This is a genomic window from Streptomyces sp. ME19-01-6, assembly GCF_033793745.1.
In the GTDB taxonomy this organism is placed as follows: Bacteria; Actinomycetota; Actinomycetes; order Streptomycetales; family Streptomycetaceae; genus Streptomyces.
The window spans coordinates 695,461-712,272 of record NZ_JARAXF010000002.1 but is presented as its reverse complement, the minus strand read 5'-3'; the positions used below and the strand labels follow the sequence as shown (position 1 = coordinate 712,272).

General features: G+C 72.4%; 18 protein-coding genes. 10 read left to right on the top strand and 8 right to left on the bottom strand.

Annotated elements, in window-relative coordinates; translation table 11 throughout:
• Window positions 1-244 precede the first annotated feature (244 nt).
• From PV419_RS06545 to PV419_RS06535, 3 genes are all read right to left on the bottom strand, one after another.
• A complete protein-coding gene (locus PV419_RS06545) occupies window positions 245-814 on the bottom strand; it encodes a TetR/AcrR family transcriptional regulator (RefSeq protein WP_319686708.1) in 570 nt (189 codons plus the stop codon).
• Window positions 804-1,118, bottom strand: coding sequence for a hypothetical protein (locus tag PV419_RS06540; protein WP_319686707.1), 315 nt, complete (start codon window positions 1,116-1,118; stop codon window positions 804-806). The genes PV419_RS06545 and PV419_RS06540 overlap by 11 nt, the downstream gene beginning before the upstream one ends.
• 97 nt (window positions 1,119-1,215) lie before the next feature.
• Window positions 1,216-1,365, bottom strand: coding sequence for a hypothetical protein (locus PV419_RS06535; RefSeq protein ID WP_319686706.1), 150 nt, complete (start codon window positions 1,363-1,365; stop codon window positions 1,216-1,218).
• A 14-nt stretch (window positions 1,366-1,379) separates the two neighbouring features.
• Here PV419_RS06535 and PV419_RS06530 point away from each other — a divergent pair, with 14 nt between their 5' ends.
• The 5 genes from PV419_RS06530 (at window position 1,380) to PV419_RS06510 (ending at window position 5,541) form a co-directional block, all read left to right on the top strand.
• Window positions 1,380-1,607 carry a hypothetical protein gene (locus PV419_RS06530; protein ID WP_319686705.1) on the top strand — a complete coding sequence of 76 codons (228 nt, stop codon included), beginning with the start codon at window positions 1,380-1,382 and terminating at the stop codon, window positions 1,605-1,607.
• A 283-nt stretch (window positions 1,608-1,890) separates the two neighbouring features.
• Window positions 1,891-2,040: an FAD-binding protein gene (locus PV419_RS53185; protein ID WP_415925235.1), complete on the top strand. Its 150-nt coding sequence runs from the start codon at window positions 1,891-1,893 to the stop codon at window positions 2,038-2,040.
• 35 nt (window positions 2,041-2,075) lie between these two features.
• A complete protein-coding gene (locus PV419_RS06520) occupies window positions 2,076-3,260 on the top strand; it encodes a lycopene cyclase family protein (RefSeq protein ID WP_415925234.1) in 1,185 nt (394 codons plus the stop codon).
• Window positions 3,257-3,988 (top strand): methyltransferase domain-containing protein, encoded by a 732-nt coding sequence (locus PV419_RS06515; RefSeq protein ID WP_319686704.1) that lies wholly within the window; start codon window positions 3,257-3,259, stop codon window positions 3,986-3,988. The genes PV419_RS06520 and PV419_RS06515 overlap by 4 nt, the downstream gene beginning before the upstream one ends.
• Before the next feature lie 56 nt (window positions 3,989-4,044).
• Window positions 4,045-5,541 (top strand): FAD-dependent oxidoreductase, encoded by a 1,497-nt coding sequence (locus PV419_RS06510; RefSeq protein ID WP_319686751.1) that lies wholly within the window; start codon window positions 4,045-4,047, stop codon window positions 5,539-5,541.
• A gap of 55 nt (window positions 5,542-5,596) precedes the next feature.
• Here PV419_RS06510 and PV419_RS06505 read toward each other — a convergent pair whose 3' ends face one another.
• From PV419_RS06505 to crtI, 3 genes are read right to left on the bottom strand one after another with little or no spacing between them, the layout of a single operon-like run.
• Window positions 5,597-6,604: a DUF5914 domain-containing protein gene (locus PV419_RS06505; RefSeq protein ID WP_319686703.1), complete on the bottom strand. Its 1,008-nt coding sequence runs from the start codon at window positions 6,602-6,604 to the stop codon at window positions 5,597-5,599.
• A complete protein-coding gene (locus tag PV419_RS06500) occupies window positions 6,601-7,596 on the bottom strand; it encodes a phytoene/squalene synthase family protein (protein ID WP_319686702.1) in 996 nt (331 codons plus the stop codon). Before PV419_RS06500 ends, PV419_RS06505 begins: the two co-directional genes overlap by 4 nt.
• Complete coding sequence (gene crtI, locus PV419_RS06495; protein ID WP_319686701.1) at window positions 7,583-9,154, bottom strand: phytoene desaturase family protein; 1,572 nt, start codon at window positions 9,152-9,154, stop codon at window positions 7,583-7,585. The genes PV419_RS06500 and crtI overlap by 14 nt, the downstream gene beginning before the upstream one ends.
• A 356-nt stretch (window positions 9,155-9,510) precedes the next feature.
• On the opposite strand from crtI, the gene PV419_RS06490 reads away from it, so the two are divergent.
• From PV419_RS06490 to PV419_RS06480, 3 genes are all read left to right on the top strand, one after another.
• Window positions 9,511-11,151 (top strand): amino acid adenylation domain-containing protein, encoded by a 1,641-nt coding sequence (locus PV419_RS06490; protein ID WP_319686700.1) that lies wholly within the window; start codon window positions 9,511-9,513, stop codon window positions 11,149-11,151.
• On the top strand, window positions 11,148-11,375 hold the full coding sequence (locus PV419_RS06485) for an acyl carrier protein (protein WP_319686699.1): 228 nt from the start codon (window positions 11,148-11,150) through the stop codon (window positions 11,373-11,375). The genes PV419_RS06490 and PV419_RS06485 overlap by 4 nt, the downstream gene beginning before the upstream one ends.
• 62 nt (window positions 11,376-11,437) lie before the next feature.
• On the top strand, window positions 11,438-13,324 hold the full coding sequence (locus PV419_RS06480) for a hypothetical protein (RefSeq protein WP_319686698.1): 1,887 nt from the start codon (window positions 11,438-11,440) through the stop codon (window positions 13,322-13,324).
• Here PV419_RS06480 and PV419_RS06475 read toward each other — a convergent pair.
• Both PV419_RS06475 and PV419_RS06470 read right to left on the bottom strand, forming a co-directional pair.
• A complete protein-coding gene (locus PV419_RS06475; RefSeq protein ID WP_319686697.1) occupies window positions 13,279-13,785 on the bottom strand; it encodes a hypothetical protein in 507 nt (168 codons plus the stop codon). The genes PV419_RS06480 and PV419_RS06475 overlap by 46 nt on opposite strands.
• Entirely contained in the window at window positions 13,782-14,687 is a 906-nt protein-coding gene (locus tag PV419_RS06470; protein ID WP_319686696.1) for a transglutaminase domain-containing protein, read from the bottom strand. Before PV419_RS06470 ends, PV419_RS06475 begins: the two co-directional genes overlap by 4 nt.
• A gap of 706 nt (window positions 14,688-15,393) precedes the next feature.
• On the opposite strand from PV419_RS06470, the gene PV419_RS06465 reads away from it, so the two are divergent.
• Both PV419_RS06465 and PV419_RS06460 read left to right on the top strand, forming a co-directional pair.
• On the top strand, window positions 15,394-15,603 hold the full coding sequence (locus PV419_RS06465) for a substrate-binding domain-containing protein (RefSeq protein ID WP_319686695.1): 210 nt from the start codon (window positions 15,394-15,396) through the stop codon (window positions 15,601-15,603).
• A gap of 154 nt (window positions 15,604-15,757) precedes the next feature.
• Complete coding sequence (locus PV419_RS06460; protein ID WP_319686694.1) at window positions 15,758-16,729, top strand: aldo/keto reductase; 972 nt, start codon at window positions 15,758-15,760, stop codon at window positions 16,727-16,729.
• Window positions 16,730-16,812 lie beyond the last annotated feature (83 nt).

Here is a 16,812-nt window from a genome sequence, read left to right as displayed (position 1 = left end):
GTCGCGGCGGCCGCAGATGAGCGTCGAGGAGGCGAGTGGCCACATCCGTCACTCGACACGGGGTGGCCGATCACTGGTTTCTGGGGAGGTCCAGGATGAGACGGTGCCCGGCAGGGAGTGCGGTCGTACCCAGCGCGGATCCCGCCGGTTGAGCGCGGCCGCGGAGCGGGAGGCCGTCAGCCAAGGGCACCTGGCGCGGGCCCGCTGGCGTCGATGACCGAGGCCTGGCTCCGTACGCGCCGCCTCAGCGCACGCCTGCCACATCGAGCAGGGTGACCACCGTGGGCGCGATGAGCCCTGGCAGCTTGTCGGCGCCGATCCCCGCGCGGGCGCTGGCGCCGTCGAAGACCAGGCTGAGCTGCCGGGCCAGCAGGTCGGGGTCGCTCGCGCCGCCCTGTTCGGCCTCGGCACGGAAGAAGCCCGTCAGGTTTCCCTTGACCCGGTGGGCCACCTGGCTTGCGGGGTGGCTCTGGTCCTTGAGCTCGATCTGCACGGCCAGGTACTGGCAGCCTCGGAACTCCGGCGCACCGGCCTGTCGTTCCACCTGCTCGAAGACGTGCAGGATCCGCTCGCGTGGTGGACGGCCATCGTCCGGCGCGGGCAGGAGTGTGGCCACGAAGGCGGAAGCGCGTTGCTCCAGGCTCGCTGCCAGCAGTTCGTCCTTGCTCTCGAACAGCTGGTACATGGACCGCTTCGACACCCCCGCCGCCTTGCACAGCGTCTCGATACCGATGCCGACGCCGTCTCGGTAGGTGAGCGTGGCCGCCGCCTCCAGCAGCCGTTCTCGGGGGCTTTGCTTCACTTCAGTGCTCATACCGTGAGGTTAACTCGATTCGGGCAAAATATAAACCGATCGGTTTCCCGAAAAGAGGCTCGGCGACGGCCTCGGGGGAAGGGCCGTCGAGCGCGTGGCGGGCCGGCAGCAGCGTCACGAACAGCGCGCACAGCGCGAACTCCAGACCCTTGATGGGTGCGGGCAGGGCGGCGCCGAGCGCGACGCCGAGGAGACCGCCACCGACCCAGTAGGTCTCGCAGGCGATCTGCATCGCCAGCAGGCGTCGCGCCGAGCGCTCCGCCTCGGGCAGCGAGGCGTTGACGGCGTACGCCTCATCGATCACCGCGTAGAGGCGTACGCCTTCGCCAGGGGGTTCTTGACCAGGTGAAGCGGAAACGAGAAGGCGTAGAAGGCATGGCGGAAGTTGACCACCAGTACCGTCACGCCACGGCTGCCAGCGGCGTGCTGGTGGCCATCATGCCCACCAGCAGCAGCTCCAGCGAGCCCGCGAACGCGGCCAGGGACAGCGCGGGGGCGATCCACCACAAAAGGCCAGCCTGGATGCGGCTGAGAATGTCGAGCTGGCCCACCGCGTCGGGCTGCCATGGCCGCCGTCGCGTCCCCGGTCGCCGTGGCCACCGCGATGGACGGCGGGCGCCCGCACGGCACCACGGTCAGCGGTGCCGGCCTCCCGCTCGGCAAGCCGACCCCGCAGGGACAGCAGGAGCTCTCCGAACTGCTGCGCGACCGGCTCGTCAGCCTGGGACGGCGCGTCCCAGGCCCCAGGAAGGCCCGGGTGAACGGCAGCGCCGACGAGCCCTCCGCCGGATAGACGCCCGTACGCGCGGGCGGCCGCGCGCACGGAACCCGAAGGCATCCACCCGGCCGTCCTGACGCTCGGCCCCGGCTGGTACGGGCAGACCGTGCCGGGCTGCGGCGGCCACCAGGGCCGGGAGGCCGTCGCGGTCGTGGAACCGATCGCGCCCGGGGGAGGTTATGTCGGTCGTCCGGCCGAGGCGGTTCCTGGCATTGGTGGATGGAACGTGATCAGCTGGACAGGCATGAGGACCCGCCCGACCTTTGATTGAACAGGTGATCGCATCGAAGGAGTGAGCATGACCGTTCCTCGCGGCGGGACAGGGGCACGGGACACTGTCGTGGTCGGTGCCGGTCCGGCCGGCCTGGCCTGCGCCCTGAACCCGAGCCGGGCCGGACGGCGGGTGGTTCTGCCGGAGACGCCCGTCGTCGAGCGGCGGGCCAGGTGAGCCGACGCGTCCCAGACCTCGTCGCCAGGTCGGAAGTGGTCATTGTGGGCGGCGGGGCGGCCGGGCTCAGCCTCGCGCACCGGCTGACGGAGACCGGCTCCACCACCGTGACCGTGGTGGAGCCCCCGGACGGCTCGTTGCGGCCGCCGGAGCGGACCTGGTGCTACTGGGACCGGGGCCCCGGCGACTTCGACGAAGTGGTCAGCGCGTCCTGGGCCCGGCTGCGCGTCCACGGCACCGACGGCAGCGAGGTCACCGTTGATCCGGCCCCGCTGCGCTACCGCATGCTGCGCTCCGCGCAGTTCGAGCGACTGATGTACTCCCGGCTGGCCCGTTCCACCGGTGGGCGTGTCCTGCGCGCGACGGCGGACGCGGTGCGGGACGTGGACGACGGGGCGGAAGTCGACTGCACGGCACCCGACGGCCGGGCGCTGGTGCTGCGCGCCCGCCATGTGTTCGACTCCCGTCCCCTGCGCGCCCTGCCGCCGGCCCGGACGCTGCTGCTGCAGCACTTCCGCGGCTGGTTCGTGCGCACGGCCGCGAGCCGGTTCGATCCCGCGGTCGCGGATCTGATGGACTTCCGGGTGCCGCAGCCGCGTCACGGGCTCGCCTTCGGCTACGTCCTCCCGCTGGCGCTGGACCGGGCTCTGGTCGAGTACACCGAGTTTTCCCGGACTCCGCTGACCACCGCGGCGTACGAGGCGGCGCTCGGCCACTACAGCCGCGCGATCCTGGCGCTCGGCGCGTTCACCGTGGAAGCGGCGGAACAGGGCGTCATCCCCATGACCGACGCGCGCTTCCCCCGGAAGGCCGGGGCGGCCGTGTTCCGCATCGGGGCCGCGGGCGGCGCCACACGCCCGGCGACCGGCTACACCTTCGCCGCCGTGCAGCGGCAGAGCAGAGTCATCGCCGCCGCTCTACGAGAGGGGCGCGGGATCGTGCCCCCGCCGCACGGGCGGCGGGCGCTGGCCATGGACGCGGTGGTGCTGCGGGCTCTGGACACCGGACGGATCGACGGCCCTGACTTCTTCACCGGCCTGTTCCGCCGTACGCCCCCGGAACGTCTGCTGCGCTTCCTCGACGGCGCCACCTCGCCCTGGGAGGAGTGGGGCATCGGACTGCGCACCCCCGTCGGCCCGATGCTCCGGACCGCCCTCGAACTCCCTTTTCTGCCCCGCCGCGCCCGCCCCGCCGCACCAATCGGAGAAAGCCGCTCATGACACTGTTGCGCGACCAGGATCTGGCACGCGCCTTCGACCACGCCTCGCACACCTACGACCGACTCACGGCCCTCAACCCCGGCTACCGCACCGATCTCCTCCGCTCGGCCCGCAGACTACGGCTGCCCGGAGACGGAGCAGGACTCCACGTGCTCGACCTGGGCTGCGGCACCGGCGCCTCGACTCGGGCCCTGCTGCGGGCCGCGCCCCGCGCTCGTATCACCGCCGTCGACGTTTCGCCCGGGATGCTGCGACGCGCGCTGGCCAAGCCGTGGCCCGCACATGTGCGCTTTCTGCGTCTGACGGCAGAAGAAGTGGCGACCGCCGGGGAGGGTCCCTTCGACGCGGTCTTCGGCGCCTACTTGTTCCGCAATGTCACCGACCTGGATCGGGTCCTCGCGGTCGTCCGGGCATTGCTGCGACCGGGCGGACGACTCGCCGTCCACGAGTACAGCCTCAGCGGCTCGGCCGTCCACCGCGCCCTGTGGACGGCCGTGTGCCACGGGGTGATCATTCCGGCGGGCACGCTCAGTGGTGACCGTGCCCTGTACCGCCACCTGTGGGCCAGCGTCCTCGCCTTCGACACCGCACCCGCGTTCACCGACCGCCTGACGCGTACGGGCTTCACGGAGGTGTGCGCCGCCCCCGTCGCCGGGTGGCAGACCGGCATCGCGCACACCTTCCTTGCCCGCAACGGGTCCGCCGCCGCAGGGGAGCACGCCCGGTGAGCGCCCGCCCGCACGGTAGCGCCCGGCGGGGCCGCGACCGCAAGGCCAAGGTCCTGATGCCCGAACCCGGCCGGGCCGGGTTCGACTCCAGGCACGCGCCGTCCGTCGCCGTGGCGGGCGGCGGCATCGCCGGTCTGGCGGCAGCCACCCTGCTGGCCGAACGCGGGGCCCGCGTGACCCTCTACGAACGGGAAGAATCACTCGGCGGCCGCCTCGCCGGCTGGCGCACTCGCCTGGCAGACGGATCCGAGACGACCATGAGCCGTGGTTTCCATGCCTTCTTCCGCCAGTACTACAACCTGCGCGGTCTGCTGCGGCGGACCGACCCCGCCCTCACGAGGCTCACTCCGCTCCCCGACTACCCCCTCCGGCACAGCGGCGGCCTGACGGACAGTTTTGCCCGTGTCCCGCGCACACCGCCGTTCAGCGCACTCGGTTTCGTCGCCCTGAGCCCCACCTTCGGCTGGCGGGACCTGGCCACCATGGACGCCCGGGCGGCGCTGCCGCTCCTTGATGTCCGAGTGCCCGAGGTCTACCAACGCTTCGACCAGGTCAGCGCGGTGCGTTTGCTGGAGCTCGTCCGCTTCCCCGAGGCCGCCCGCCACCTGGCGTTCGAGGTGTTCTCACGCAGCTTCTTCGCCGACCCGCGCGAACTGTCCGCAGCCGAACTGCTCCTGATGTTCCACATCTACTTCCTCGGCTCGGCCGAGGGCCTGCTCTTCGACGTACCGAACGAACCCTTTCCACAAGCCCTGTGGGAGCCGCTCGGCAACTACCTCCAGCGCCTCGGAGCGGTTGTCCGTACCGGCACTTTTGTGCACGAGGTCCACCCGTGCGACGGTGGGGGAGTCGTGCTGCGCACCGACACCGGCGCGGACCGGCACGAGGCGGCGGTGCTTGCCCTCGACACCGGGGGGCTGCGCCAGGTGGTCGCCGCGTCCCTGGGCCTGGGCACCGCCGCCTGGCGCGACGACATCGCCGCGCTGCGTACCGCCCCCCGGTTCCTCGTCTCCCGGCTCTGGACCGACCGGCCGGTCCGCGCCGATCGCCCCGGATTCCTCGGCACCAGCGGCTACGGCGGCCTGGACAACATCAGTGTCCTGGAACGCTACGAGGGCGAGGCCGCCCGCTGGGCCGCCCGGAACGGGGGCTCGGTGGTGGAACTGCACGCCTACGCCGTCGCCGCCGCCGCGGAACCGGAGAAGGTGCAGCGCATGCTCGTCGACCGGTTGCGCCAGGTGTATCCGGAGACACGAGAGGCGCGCATCGTCGACGCCCGGCACGAGTGGCACTCGGACTGCCCGCTCTTCCCGGTCGGCTCCCACCACCGGCGCCCCCCTGTGCGGACCCCCCACCCTTGGCTGACGCTGGCCGGTGATGCGATCCGCTGCGACCTCCCGGTGGCGCTGATGGAACGCGCCGCCACCACCGGATTCCTGGCGGCCGGCGCTCTGCTCGCCGCATGGGGCGTCCGGGGCCAGGTGCTGTGGACGGTCCCACGGACGGGCCGTTCGCCGGTGCTGCGGGCACTTGGCGCACTCGCGGGACGTTGATCCGAGCGCCCCGAGCCTCGGTGGACGGCCGGGCTCCGCGGCTCATCCTCGCTCGTCACCCCGGGAACCGTCCGGTGCTGCGCAGCGTCCAGCGTCGCTCGGCGTAGGCCAGGTCGTCGCGCCACAGGCGCCCGGCCGTGCGACGCATCAGCGGGCGCAGCACTGGGGCGGCGACCCGGGCCAGTTTGAAGCCGCGCCGGTTCGAGGTGGCGACGACCGCCTCGACCACGGTGGTCCGCGGCTGTTCGTCGGCCTCACCGGTGAGCGGTGTGGCATGGGTCTCCACCACGGACGTCGCTCCCTCGCCGTCGGTGATGCGCATGACGACCGTGCGCGGCTCCGGTGCGGTGAACTCCGCCCGGACCGGGACCACCAGACGCCCCGCCACGCGGAAGGAGACATCGACGACGAAGGCATCCTCCTCGTCACCCCGCGGCTCACGCGCCACCGTCAGGCCGATGAACGCGTACGGATGGAACCACGAGCCGTGCCACGGATCGAGACGGTTGGCGACCACGTCCTGCGGTTCGCACCGCCCCACCGCGGTGAAAACGGCGTCCACCCCGCTGCCCGTCGCGGGACGCACCGGCACCACGGGGCGTTCCGACGGTTCCTCGCCGCCGACCGTGTCCAGCCGCACCCACACCAGCACCCCGTCGTCGTGGACGGGATACGGCTCCCAGCCCCCGAAGGGCGTGCCGTCCAGGGCCAGTCCGTGCCAGTGGCACACCAGCGTGCCGCACACCACCCGGCTGTCGCGCAGGGGAGCACCGAGATGGGGGCAGGCGCCTGGACCCGCGTGCAGCTCACCGGTGTCCGAGCGCCACAGCACGACCTCGACACCGCCCACCGTCCTGCCGCACGGGTGCCCGCCGGCGGGCACCTCCCGGGAGGCAGCGACGACGAACCAGTTGCCGGAGGGCCGCGCCGAGGCCCGCTTGAGCGCGTCGGCAATCAGTGCCGGCCGTGCCTTTCGCCAGGTCGGTTCCTGCGCAGCCCAGTCCGGGCCGCGCCGCCGCCGCACCGGCGGTGACCAGCGGGCCCTGTCCGATCGATCGCTCACCGGCTGGGCCCTTTCCACTGGAGCGCCGCGCCGCCCTCCGCCGGGGCCGGACGCGCGACGCGGGCGCGCCACCGCGCGCCGATCACCCGCACGGCCCCGGCCGCGGCGGTGGCCGCACGCCGTCCGCGTGACACGGTGGCACGGTGATGCAGCACGCTGTAGCCGTGGTGCGCGATCGCGTCGAGAATGCTGCCGTACAGGGTGAACGCGGTGCGGATGCAGGGGCGCACCCGCGGGTCGAGCATGTCGATGCCCGGTTCCGCCGCACGGTATACGTCCCTGGTCATGGCTTCGGCGGAGACGAGCGCCGCGCGGATCCGCGGGTCGCGGTGCCCTGTGCGGCGGCTCCACTCCAGCAGCGGCCGGTCCACGTCATGGGCGGCGAGCAGGTCCGCCGGCAGGTAGACGCGGCCCCGGTCCAGGTCCTCACCCACGTCCCGCAGGAAGTTGGTGAGCTGGAACGCTACCCCGAGGGCCGCCGCATGCGGTGCCGCCTCCTCGCGGGCGACGACCGTGCCGAGCACCGGCAGTATCTGCAGACCGATCACCGCGGCCGAGCCGTGCATGTAGGAGCGCAGGTCGGCGTAGGTCGGATAGTCCGTGACGATCAGATCACTGCGCATCGAGGCCAGGAAGGCGGCGAACAGCGTGTGGTCGATGCCGTACCGCTCGGCGGTGTCGGCCACGGCCCTGACCACGGGCTCGTCCCCGCCGCCGGTGCGCAGCCCGTGCGCGAGGTCGCTCTCCAGGCGTCGCAGCAGCCGGTCGCGCTCGTCGGGTGTCCGGCGCCGGTCGAGGTCGTCCACGATGTCGTCCGCCCAGCGGGCGAAGCCGTACAGCGCGTGCACGGCCGAGCGGCGTTCCAGCGGCAGAAGACGGGTGGCCAGGAAGTATGTCTTGCCGTGGCGGGCGTTGAGCCGCCTGCACCGGGCGTAGTCGGCGCGCAGCGCGGGATCGGTGATCCCGGCGGCGTCCAGTTCACGACGGGTCATCGGCACCCGCCCACGTCGGGGCGTGGGAGGCATGAGCGCCGGCTGCGCTCGGCCGGGTGTGCGGGGCACGGTTCCCGATGCCGCCGGTGACTCGGGCGGCGGCGAGTTTGCCGCTGATGAGCACCGTTGGTACGCCGACGCCAGGGGTGGTCCCACAGCCGGCCAGCACGACGTTGTCCAGCCCGCGTACCAGGTTGCGCGGCCGGAACGGGCCGGTCTGGGCGAACGTGTGGGAGACCGAGAACGGGCTGCCCGCCGCGTGGCCCTGCGCCGTCCAGTCCAGTGGGGTCACCAGGAGCTCCTCCTGGACACTGTCCGCGAATCCGTCGAGGCCCCGGCGCTCCAGCTCGGCGACCAGGCTGTCGCGGTAGCGCGGGCCCAGGTGCCGCCAGGCGGGCGCGGAGGGGCCGACGACGGTGTTCGGGCAGGGGGCCAGGACGTAGTGGAGGTGGCCGCCTGGCGGCGCCAGGGCGGGGTCGTGCGTGGTCGGCCGGGTGATCAGCAGGGAAGGATCGCTCATCAGCGTTCCCGAGCGGGTCAGTTCGTCGAACGTGCGCTTCCATGCCGCGCCGAAGGAGAGCGTGTGATGGGCGAGGCCAGGCCAGGTGCGGTCGGTCCCGGCGTGCAGGATCACCGCGGACGGTGAGTGACGCAGCCGCACCGGGCGGCGGGGTGCTCGCCCCAGGAGCCGGTGTGCGGCGGACAGTTCACAGGTCAGCACCACCGCGTCGCACCGGATCCGCTCACCCGACGTCAGGCGTACGGCACGTACCCGGCCGGCCGAGCGCTCCAGCCCGCTCACCTCCGTGGACCACCGGAGGTCGGCACCGGCGCCGGCCGCCGCGTCGGCCATGGCACGGGGCAGCGCGTGCATCCCGCCCTTGGGAAACCAGACGCCGGCCACGGTGTCCATATAGGCGATCACGGCGTAGGCCGCGAGGGCCCGGGCGGGGGCTACTCCGGCGTACAGGGCCTGGAAGGAGAAGACCCGTCGCAGGCGGGTGTCGGAGAGGAAGCGGCCGATCTGGCGGTCCAGACGTCCGAAGCCGCCGAGCGCCGCCAGACATGCCAGATCCGGGTGCAGGAGCTGGAAGGGGGAGTCGAAGTTCGTGTCGATGAAGCGCCGCATCTGCGCCCGGTACAGCCGCTTCAGCCAGTTCCGCAGCCTGCGGTAGCCCACGGCCTCCGACGGTCCGGCGAATCGACGGACCTCCGCCTCCATCGCCTCGCTGTCGGTGTGGACGTCGAGCGAGGTCCCGTCCGCGAAGCATGCCCGGTAGGCCGGGTGCAGGGCCACCAGCTCGACGTGGCGGCCGAGGCTGTCACCGACGGCCGCGAACGCCTCGTCGGCCAGGTGCGGCATGGTCAGCACCGTGGGGCCGGTGTCCACCTGGTATCCGCCGACCTGTACGCGGCCGGCCCGGCCGCCCGGACCGGCGTCCCGTTCGACGACCGTGACCCGGCGGCCGGCGCCGACCAGGTGGAGGGCGCAGGCGAGGCCGGACAGCCCGGCGCCCACCACGACGACATGGTCGGTCGGCCCCGCCACCGTCCTCACGCGCCCTCCCCGGGGGGACCCGGGGCTACGCCTGACGCCCGTACGACCAGCGCGGCGAACGCCTGCCGCATGGCCGGCACTCCAAGCATCCGCAACCTCTTCTCACTCTCGGTCACTGCACACCGGTGCTCCAGCTGGCGGCCCGTGCGCGGATGTGTTGATCTCTGCCCGGCGTGGGGCCGGTCGGGGAACTTTTCACTCCACCGGCCCATCGGTTTGGATCTCATGGCGGTGCGTCACCGCGTGCGAGCTCTTGCCGGTCGAGGAGCGTCCAGTAGCCCGGAGTTGGGAACCGGGCCGACGCTGAACGGCCTGTACAGGCCGCGGCCGCGGTTCTATCGTTGAGGGTGTTCCCGGTGGGAACTGAGGAATGGGGGCTGGGAGCGGTGGACCGCCTGCACTCGGGTTTCCTGCGGTCCGCGGCCACGTACCCGGACCGTCCGGCGCTCGACCTCATGGGGCGCACCTGGACCTACGCCGAGCTGGACGGTCTCGCCCGCCACCGGGCGGCGGCGCTCGTGCGGGCGCTGGGGGGCCCACCGGGCCGGGTGGGAGTGTACGCGCCCCAGCACGGCCTTGCCGCCTACGCGGGGCTGTTGGCGGTCCTGTACGCGGGCGGCACGGTGGTTCCTCTCAACCCGGCCTTCCCGCTGAGCCGCACCCGTGCGATGGCCGAGGCCGCCGAGGTGGACGCGCTCGTCACCGACCGGCCGTCCCGTGTGGCGGACCTCGTCCCGGCACAGGGGCAGGACTGCCCGGTCATCGTCATCCGGGACGACGCACGGCCCGAGGCCGGGGCACCCGGCGACGGCAGCGGCCCGGAGAGCACGGACGGCCAGGACAGCGCGGTCATGGCGGGCACCTCGGACCAGCCGGCCTACCTGCTGTTCACGTCGGGGACCACGGGCGCGCCGAAGGGCGTCCCGATCAGCCACCGGAACATCGTCCACTTCCTGCGTCACAAGAGTGGCAGCTACGGCTTTTCCTCGGAGGACCGGTTCGCACAAGTCTTCAGCCTCACCTTCGACCTGGCCTTCTTCATGACGTTCACGGCCTGGCAGAGCGGCGGCTGCGTGGTGCCGCTGGAGACGATCCACCAGCTTTCGCCCGCGCGCGCCGTCCGGGACCGGAGGATCACCGTCTGGTGCTCCGTGCCATCCGTCCCGGCGCTGATGCTGCGCAAGCGCCTCCTGGTCCCCGGTAGCCTTCCCACGCTGCGCTGGAGCATCTTCTGCGGCGAACCACTTCCCCGCGAGAGCGCGGAGGCCTGGCAGCGCGCCGCTCCGCACTCGGTTGTGGAGAACATCTACGGGCCGTCGGAGACCACGGTCACCTGCCTGGCGCACCGCTGGGACTCCGCGCGGTCGCCGCAACGGTGCGTGCGCGGGTACGTGCCCATCGGCCGCCCGCACCCGGGGGTGCACATCATGCTGGCCGGCCCGGACGGCGAGCCGGCCGGGCCGGGCGAGGACGGCGAGTTGTGCGTGGCGGGCCCGCAGGTCTTCGCGGGCTACTGGCGCGACGAGAGGACCACCGCCGCCGCGCTCTTCGAGGCGCCGGACGCCTCGGGCGTCCGGCGCATCTGGTACCGGACGGGTGACCTGGCCCGCAGACTGGATGACGAGTACGCCTTCCTCGGTCGGCTGGACCATCAAGTGAAGATCAACGGTATGCGGGTCGAGCTCCAGGAGGTGGAGGCGCACCTGCGGGCGCTGGACGGCGTCGAGCAGAGCGCGGTGGTCGCCGTGCCCTGCGGCCCGCATGGCGACCTGCGACTGGTCGCGTTCGTCGTGGGCGACAGGCTGCCGCCGGACACCGTCCCCGGGCTCGCCGGAGCGCTGCGGGAACGGCTCCCGGCCTACATGGTTCCCCACCAGGTGCGCTCCCTGCCCGAGTTGCCGCTCAGCCCGCACGGCAAGGTCGACCGCATCACCCTGCGCGAGCGCGCCGCCACGGGCCAGACTCCCAAACCCACCGGCAGGAGGCCACCCGGATGACGCAGTCCCTGACCGCCCTCATCTCCGAGACGCTCGGCATCCCGCCGGAGAAGGTGACGGACGACCTCGGGTTCCAGCTGGCCCCGGAGTGGGACTCCGTCACCCACATCGAACTCATGCTGCGCTTGGAGGAGTTCCTGGGGGTGGAGATCGACGGCGAACGGGTGGTCGAACTGAGGACGGTCGGCGTGATCCGCGCGTTCGCCCGTGCGGTGGCACACTGACCGGCAGCGACGCCGCGGCGGCCCGGCCCCGCTCGTCGGCGGAGGACGGGGGCGCGGCCGCCGTGCGTTCGGGTCCCCTGACGGCTTCCCAGCAGGATCGGTGGCTCGCGCTCTACTGGCGGGAGAGCGCCGGAGGCCGCAAGGTGCGTACGTCCGTGCGGCCGGTGGACCCGCCGCTCCCGGTGACAGTGGTGACGGCCGCGCTGTCCCGGCTGGTGGACCGGCACGAGGTGCTGCGCACCACGTTCACGCTCGGTGAGGACGGCATGCCCGTGCAGGTGGTGCACCCGGCCGCGGGCTTTCCGGTCCCGTTCTCGGTGCGTGCCGCCCCGGCGTCGGACGCCCCGCCGCTCGGTGGCGCCCTCACCCGGGCACCGCTGTGGCACATGGAGCTGACGGCGCGCGACGGCCTCGTGAGCGCGCTGCGGGTGTGGTACAAGCACCTGGTCACGGACGGGGCCGGCCTGGACGAGTGGTACCGCCAGCTCTTCATGGTCTGCCGGGGCGAGGAACTGCCCGCGTCCGTCACCCAGCCGCTCGACCGGGCCGCGGGCAAGGCGTCCGGCACCCCCGCGGCGGCACGGGGAAACACCGACCCGGCCCTCGGCGTCCCCCAGTCGCTGGTCCCAGCAGGCCGCGGAGCCGGGCGGGAGCTGACCACGACCGTGGCGCTGCCCGGTGCCGAGGAGCAGGTCGACGAGGTGTGCCGGGCGGCGGGCGTTGCGCGTCCGGCTGTCCTGAAGTCCGTTCTGGGCTGGTTCTTCTGCCGGTACACCGGCCAGGATCGCGTGCTCTTCGCCGACGTGCTCGCGCCGCGCCGGGCCGGGGACCACGGCATCGACTGCGTGACGACGGTGGCGCCCGTGCTGTTCGTCCTTGACGAGGAGGCTGGGTTCGACGAGATGTGCCGGCGGGTGCAGGACGCGGCACTGCGTGTCCTGTGGGACCTCCGGGCGGGCGGCGCACCCGCGCGCGAGCTCCGCGCCCAAACCGTCGCGCGACGCCGTGTCGGCGGCTTCTCGCCCGTCTACTTCAACTTCCCACGGCGGTCGCCCCTCACCGGTCCCGGTGCCGGGCCGAAGGAGAGTACGCGATCGCGGGTGCGCGTACACACGGAGCGGACGAACATCCTCGACGACCCTCTGTCCCCGGTGTGCGAGGTGCACTTCGTCGGCCCGGAACTCATCCTGCGCGTCACTGCGGACACAAGCGTCCTGCCGGAGGACACGGCGGGCCGCGTCGGCGCTGCCGTCCTGCACCTCCTGGACACCATGACCGCCGCCCCGACAGCGCCCGTCCGCACGGCCGCCCTCCCGTTCCCGGCGCTGGTCTTCCCTTCTTCCGGCGTACGTCTGGCCGGCGCGAGCTGGGTGGACCAGCGCAGCCTCAGTGAGGCCGTGGCGTCGGCACCCGGCGCGGCCGCGTCGGAAGTCGAGCTGCGCGCAGGGACGGTGACGGCGAGGGTGCGGCTGCGGCCCGGGGCCACCGTCTTCGACGTGCACGAGCACGTCCTGGCACGGCTCCATGAGCGCCGCGACATCGTCGCCCCTGATTGCTGGTTCCCCCTCCCGGAGGGGCCGGACGACGACGGGCACGACCGTCCGGGCTGGGTGGCGAGGACGCCGCGGGACGGCTGGACCCCGGATGCCCACCGGCCGGTGCTGGCCCCGGTGACACCCGCGGAGATCGCCCTCGCTGAGGCTGTGCGGGTGACGCACGGGCACCCGGTGACGGACATGGCGCTGACTTACACCGAGGCAGGAGGCACCCAGTTGCGGGCCCCGGCCGTCGCCGAGGAGCTGCGGGCGCGCGGCTGGGTCGGACTGCGCCACGCACACGTCGCTTCACCGTGCACGTTGCGGACGGTGGCACGGGACCTGGCCGCCGCCACCGGGCGGCCGCCTCAGGCACCGTCCAGCCACCACAGCCGCAGGCCGGCCAGGATGTGATCACGACAGAGGGCACCGGTGCGGGGCCCGATGGTGGGCGGGAGGGTGTGCGCCCCGAACTCGGCCGTCCCGTGGTGCCTCCAGGCGAGCAGCGCAGTCGCCCCCCGCGGCGTGCCGTCCGTGCGGCCGACGACACTGAGCGCGACACGGGCGCCGGACTCCGGCCAGACGGTGGGCGAGCCGGGGTCCAGGAGGACCAGCCGGGGCGGGTACCGCGCCCCCGCGACCGCGCGGTAGGCAGGAACGGCGGCGTCACCGGTGGCGAGGACCGCTCCGGCGCTGCCGTCCGCGAGCGCGTCGACGGCTTCGGCCGGCAGCGCGGCGGCGCCGGGTCCTCCCGGTGTCCTCTCGGGAAGGACGAGCGTGAACTGCGGGGCGAGGTGCGGCCGCACGGCGTCCCACAGCTCGCGGCGACGGTCGTCCACGAGGACGAACACGCGCGGGCGGTCCGCCGGGCTCACGGCACCACCGCCGTCGCGAGTGACACTCCGCACTCCGCCCACGCGTGCGACACCAGCGGGCCTGAGGCGCCCAGGCGGTGGTACAGGCCGGCGGGAGACAGCGTGGGGGGCCAGCCCTCCTCGTCGCAGAGCCCGGTCCGGCGCAGGATCCGCGGCATCAGCGGGTCGACCTTGACCCAGCGGCCCGCCACACGGATCTCGGCCCAGGTGTGCGCCTGGGAGTACGGGGCTGCCACGACGAGCCCATAAGAGGTACGGGCTTCGAAGCCGCGCCCCCAGGCCGCCTCGACGAGGGCTGCGGCCAGCAGCGGGCAGGTACCGATCCGGGCCGTGCGCAGAAAGTCCACATCGTCGGCGAGGGTGAACGGCAAGGGGCAGAAGTCGACATCGGAGAAGTCCGCCACCAGCCCGCGCAGGGGCGACGGCACCGGGTAGGGCGCCTCGGCCGCCTCGGCGGCCAACCGCCCCACCTGGGCGGCGGTGCGCCGCTCCGCGGTGACGGTACGGCGTCCCCCGTCGGCCGCGAGCACCTCATAGCGGCACGGACCGCGGTGCGCGGGCGTGGGGCAGGTGGCCGACACCGTCACCTCGTAGCGGGTCGCGCCGTGGCGCAGCCGCGCCAGGGAATCCAGCCAGAATCCCATGGTGAAGCGGCGTACGGACTTCAGCCCGAGGTGGAGGGAGGCCGTCGCCAGGTCGTTCTCGTCGAACAGCGCGTCGGGATCCTCACCGAGGTGCGGCAGTCCCCTCGCGGCGAGCTCGCGGCACAGCTCCCTGTCGATGCCGTACGTACGCCGTGCGTTCTCGGCCGTCACGCTGAACCTGCGGTAGGCGTAAGGGATGCGCAGCAGCAGATCGACGACGAGCGCCGGGGTGGCCGGGGTGTCCATCAGCGCGGGCACGGGGGGCAATACCATTCCGAGCGCGTGAGGTTGTCATGGCGGAAAAGGCCGAATGAGAGTTCACGCTCGTCCAATGCACGTCTCCGCTCGCTCACCGTATCGGCGAAATGCAGGATTCGTTCATTTGCCGCGGCGCTCAAGAAATGCCTCACGGAATGAAGAAACCGTACGTCAGTCCAGTTTCGCGTATCAATGTAGGGGCGTTCTGGCAGCACTGTCAAGGCGTGTATTTCGCGCCGAACGCCCCTTTGCGCGGTGCCCTTCAGGAGATGCCGCATCTCTCTGGGAAACCCGGAAAACCGGCCTCCGTCACCAAGGCGGCCCCAACGATGGCCGCAGTTGCCGATTGCAGGGCCAGTCCACCCGGACGGAGCGCAATGCCGTCGAGGATTTCCGCCATCTCGTCGACCCGAAGATCACCGCAGCCCAACTCCCCGGAACGCCGGCGACCATGCGCCAAGGGCTGTGGCCTTCGGTGCCTATGTCCTGGAGCGGGGTGCGCTGTGCACACCGCCGCCCATGTCACGCGTGGTGATGTGGCGCATGCGCACTCTTGATTTCGCGGGTCACAAAGTGGGGAGGAGGTGTCGGCCGGCGCCACTGTCGGGGTCGACGGTGAAGATCAGGGCCTGCCCCAGCCGGACGACGGCCGGCATCTGCAGGCCGTCGCTCACCTGCGACCCCGGGCTGAGGGTATGGGGTGCCGGTGGCGGTGGTGATGTCCGGCAGCGTGCCCAACCGCGCCGGATACCTGGTCCCCGCCCTGACCACCGTCCGACAGGACTTCGCCCACCTCGGCAGGAGCGCCATCGAGCTGCTGCTGCGGATGCTGGGCGGGGAGCCGCCGCAGCGCCGGCGGCTCAGCCCACAGCTGGTCGTACGGCGCAGCACCGCCGTACCCCGTACGGACTCCTGAAGCACGTCACCGATTCGAAAGTTTCGCCCTCCTTCTTCGCTGTCGCCGTGGCCACCACCGTCTGTAGCGTCGGGCAGGCAAGTCGTGGTGCCGGCTGGCAGCACAGAAGAGCGGCCCCTCACCAGGGGCTTCATCCGGGGAGTACGAACAGCACATGCGTTATCGGGAACTCGGCCGCACCGGGCTGACCGTGTCGGAGATCGGCTACGGCGCCTGGGGGCTGGGCCAGGGGGCCTGGGTCGGCGCCGACGACGACTCCGGCGTACGCGCCCTGCATCGCGCTCTCGACCTGGGCGTCACCTTCATCGACACCGCACGGGCCTACGACCGCAGTGAGCGCGTCGTCGGCCGTGCGCTCAAGGAGCTTCCGGGCGGCGGGGACGGCGTGCACGTGGCGACGAAGGTCGGGCCGAAGGTGCCGGTCTCCCTGTCGCCCAGCGGACTCGACGTCATGGAGGCGTTCCCGGGCGCGCACCTGCGCGAGAGCCTGGAGACCAGCCTGCGCGAACTCGGCCGCGATCACGTCGACCTCCTTCAGCTGCACACCTGGGAGGACGAGTGGACCGGCCGCGGCGACTGGCTGGAGACGGTGGAGGTCCTCAAGCAGGAGGGCAAGATCAGGTCCTTCGGCATCTCCGTCAAGGACCACCAGCCCGAGAACGTGCTCACGGTGCTGCGCACCGGGGTTCTGGACACGGTCCAGGTCATCTACAACGTCTTCGAACAGGCCCCGTCCGATGGCCTGCTACCGGCCTGTGAGGAGTACGGCGTCGGCGTGATCGTCCGCGTCGCCCTCGACGAAGGTGCCCTCACCGGAGCGATCCGCAGGGGCGTCACCTTCCCCGAGGGCGACTGGCGCAACTGGTACTTCAGGGAGGACCGGCCCGCCCAGGTCGAGGAGCGCGTGGAGGCGATCCTCGCCGACCTGCGGATCGGTGCCGGCGCACTTCCGTCCGCCGCCCTGCGGTTCGCTCTCGCCGGGCAGGCGGTCTCCACCGTCATCGTCGGGATGCGGTCCCTGACGAACGTGGAGCGCAACGCGGCGATCGCCGACGCGCCACCACTGACCGCCCAGGAGCTCTCACAGCTGACCAGTCACCGCTGGCAGAAGAACTTCTACGGCTGATCCGGGGGCAGGTCGCGCGATGACCAGTCCGGACACCCAAGGGGGCGACGGCGATGCCGACGTTGAAGGCGGCGATGTCCATC